1 protein-coding gene and 1 pseudogene are annotated in these 3,628 nt (G+C 70.4%); one reads left to right on the top strand and one right to left on the bottom strand.

Translation table 11 applies throughout. The features are described from left to right. Positions 1-1,953, bottom strand: a 1,953-nt coding sequence (locus WBL06_RS00010; protein WP_424453921.1) for a helicase-related protein, incomplete at its 3' end; no start/stop codon positions are given. Positions 1,954-2,063: 110 nt separating this feature from the next. On the opposite strand from WBL06_RS00010, the pseudogene WBL06_RS00005 reads away from it, so the two are divergent. Further along, positions 2,064-3,628: pseudogene (locus tag WBL06_RS00005) on the top strand (ATP-dependent DNA helicase); the annotation flags it as partial.

The following is a 3,628-nucleotide window of genomic DNA, read 5'->3' as shown; positions in this document are numbered from 1 at the left end:
CAGGTCTTCGCGGGCCTGGTCGAGGAGGGAGGGGATGCCGCTGACGCGGTTCTCGATGCGCTGCACGAGTCCGAGCCCGGCGTCCAGGAACGACTCCTTCGGCATCGTGAACCCGGAGCGGGGCACCTCGGGTAGGGAGACGGTCACATCGAGGGCGGCGAGCCCGGAGCGGGCCTCGACGTGGATGTCGAAGCCGGAGATGCGGCCGATGATCCCGAAGTCCTTGTGCCCGTACCGCGGCAGCCACTTCAGCCCGGAGCCGCCCATCCACGCGGCGAGGGCGTGGGCGGCTTCGCCGCGGGAGTCGTAGTCGCGCGCGCCGAGCGTGATGCGGAACCTGTCGCCGCTCGTGTCGGTCATCCGTGGGGCAGCGGTTTCCAACCCGCGAATGTCCGCGGCGGCGCGCTCGGCGGCTGACCGGGCGCGGTTTCCGGTGTGGACGAGCATGTCCTCGTTGCGTTCATGAGCGCGCTGGAGGCGGCGCAGCCGGTTCACTTCGTTGAGGATGACGGAGTGCTCCAGCAGGAGCGGGTTGCCGGAGGCGATGGCTTTGGCTTCGGCTGCTGACAGCGCGGAGGTGTCGATCTCCTCGATCTCGCGGGCGTTGATCTTGCCGCGCAGGATCTGGGCGAATGACGCGGCCTTCCGTTCGACGGTCTGCCACATGTAGGAGTCGAAGGAACGCTCGGTGACGTAGCGGACGATCGCCACTTCCTCGTTCTGGTTGCCCTGCCGCATGATGCGCCCGTCGCGCTGCGCGATGTCGGAGGGCCGCCACGGGCAGTCCAGGTGGTGCAGCGCGATGGCGCGCGCCTGGACGTTCGTGCCGACGCCCATCTTCTCCGTCGATCCGAGGAGCACGGCGACGTGGCCGGCGCGGGCTGCGGCGAACAGGCGAGCCTTCTCCACGTCGGTCTTCGCCTCGTGCATGTACCTGATCTGCTCGGCTGGGATACCGCGTTGCACGAGCTGCTGCCGCAGCTCGTCGTAGGCGTTCCACCTGTCCTGGTTCGGGATGCCGATGTCGGAGAACACGAGCTGGAGCGACCCGCGCATCGTGGAGGGCTGCCCGGTCACCGTGTCGAGGTACTCGTTGTCGCGGGTGCGCTCCCAGATGCGGTGGATCGCGTCGGCGGCGACGTCGACCTTGCTCGGGCCGGAGGGGTCGTGGGGGATGACCATGCGGATGTCGAGCGCGGCCTTGCGCCCGTCGGTGGCGATCAGGAGCATGTTGTCTTCGTCCGGCCGCACCTGGCGGGTGGCGACCTTCTCGGCGCGCTCGGCAAGGGAAGCGACGTACTGCTCCAGCTCGACGGTCGGCTGCACCGGCACGGTGGAGGGCGCGCGGCTGCCGTCGTCGCGCTGCACGAGCGCGGGCACGGGCAGGTCGAGGTCGTCGGCGGTCTTCACGTCGGCGAACACCGACCACATCCGAAGCAGCTCCTGCCCGTTCTGGAACCGGGCGAAGCGGGTCTTCATGCGGAACGTGCTGCCCGTCGGCGAGATCTCCATCTGTGTGACCAGCTCGCCGAACGTCGCCGCCCACGCATCGAACGCGCCGACCCCCGCCGACTCCAGCACGTCGGGCCGCAGGTATCGCTGCATGACGTAGGTTTCGGTGATCGAGTTCGAGATGGGCGTCGCGGTCGCCGCGGTCACGACCCGCTCGCGTCCTGCCGAGCGAAGGTATTCGAGCTTCATGTGCAGGTCGCTCGCACGATCCGAACCCTCGATGGCGGCGTCGCGGATGTTCGACTCCGTGGCGAGGTTCTTGTACATGTGCATCTCGTCGACGATGACGTAGTCGATGCCGGTGTCCTCGAAGCAGACACCGCGGTCGCGGTCGGTATCGGTGCGCTCCTTGAGCTTGTTCTCCATCGCCAGGAGCTTGCGCTGGATGCGCTTGACGCTCAGCCGCTGCTCGCCGGTCGCCTCGTCCAGCACTCGCCGCACGTTCTCCACCTGCCCGCGGATGTACTGCTCTTGGGTCGATGCGCGCAGCGGGACTTTGGCGAATGCGCCCTGCGTGACGATGATCGCATCCCACTCGTTCGCGGCAGCGCGGGCGACGGCTCGACCTGCTCGTCGGCCCCGCGGGGGCGGGCAAGACCACCGCGCTGTGCGCGTTGCGCCGCGCGTGGGAGGCTGAGCACGGGCACGGCTCGGTCGTCGGCCTGGCACCGTCCGCGGTCGCGGCCGAGGTGCTGGCCGGTGACCTGGGCATCCCGACGGAGAACACCGCGAAGTGGTGGCAGACCTACCGCGACCACGGCATGGGATTCGCCGCCGGGCAGCTCGTGATCGTGGACGAGGCATCGCTCGCCGGGACGCTCGCCCTCGACCGGCTCGTGCGCATCGCAGCCGACGCCGGGGCGAAGGTGCTGCTCGTGGGCGACCCCGCCGAGCTCCAGTCCGTCGATGCCGGGGGAGCGTTCGGGATGCTCGTCGCCGACCGTGAGGACGTGCCCGAGCTGACCGACGTGCGCCGCATCGCCGCGGCCTGGGAGAAGGACGCCACGCTCGACCTGCGCAACGGTCGTGTCGAGGCCATCGACACCTACCAAGCGCACGGCCGCATCCGCGCGGGCGAATCCGAGCGCATGGCCGACGCCGCCTACGCCGCATGGCAGCGCGACCGGGCAGCCGGGCTGGCGAGCGTCCTCATCGCCGAGTCGAGCACGGTGGTCACCACGCTGAACCAGCGCGCCCGCGCCGACCTCATACTCGCCGAGGTGGTCGACGCCCGCGCCGAGGTACGGCTGCACGACGGCACCGAGGCATCCATCGGGGACGCGATCATCACCCGCCGCAACGACCGCGCGCTGCGCGCCGGGCGCGGATGGGTGCGCAACGGCAGCCGGTGGACGATCACCGCCATCGGCGCCGACGGGTCGCTGCGGGTGCGACCCGCCGGACGGCGCTGGGGCGCGAGCGTGCGCCTCCCGGTCGAGTACGTCGCCGAGCATGTCGAACTCGGCTACGCCGTCACCGCGTACCGGGCGCAAGGGGTCACGGTCGAGACCGGGCATACCCTTGTCGAGCCCGGCGCGACGCGAGAGAACTTCTACGTCGCCATGACCCGCGGCCGACTCGGCAACACCGCCTACGTCTCGATCAACCGCCCCGACGACGACCACATCCACCCGCCCACCCAGGACACCGCCGCGGTCGCGGCGCGCAAGGTGCTCGCCGGGGTGCTCCAGCACGTCGGCGCGGAACTCTCCGCCCGCCAGATGATCGCCGCCGAGCAGGACACCTGGGGCTCGGTCGCACAACTCGCCGCCGAGTACGAGACCATCGCCTCCGCCGCACAGCAACCGAGATGGGAAGCCCTCCTGCGAGCCACCCAGGTCCCCGAGGCAGAAGCCGACGCCGCCATCGGGTCGACCGCGTTCGGCGCGCTCGGTGCCGAGCTGCGTCGCGCCGAAGCGGACGGGTACGACGCGGATCGCCTGCTGCGCGCGCTCGTCACCTCACGCCCGCTCGACGACGCGGACGACTTGGCCGCAGTGCTCCACGAACGCGTGATCCGAGCCCTGACCCGAACGAACGGTGCCGGGCGCGTGCGCCAGCCCACCACGCCCATCGCCGGACTCATCACCCCAGCTCTCGGCACAATGGACGAGGA

The sequence above is a fragment of the Pseudolysinimonas sp. genome (assembly GCF_049651805.1).
Classification (GTDB): domain Bacteria; phylum Actinomycetota; class Actinomycetes; order Actinomycetales; family Microbacteriaceae; genus Pseudolysinimonas_A.
Note: the sequence above shows the minus strand (reverse complement) of the source record. Positions and strands in the feature narration are given on the sequence as shown.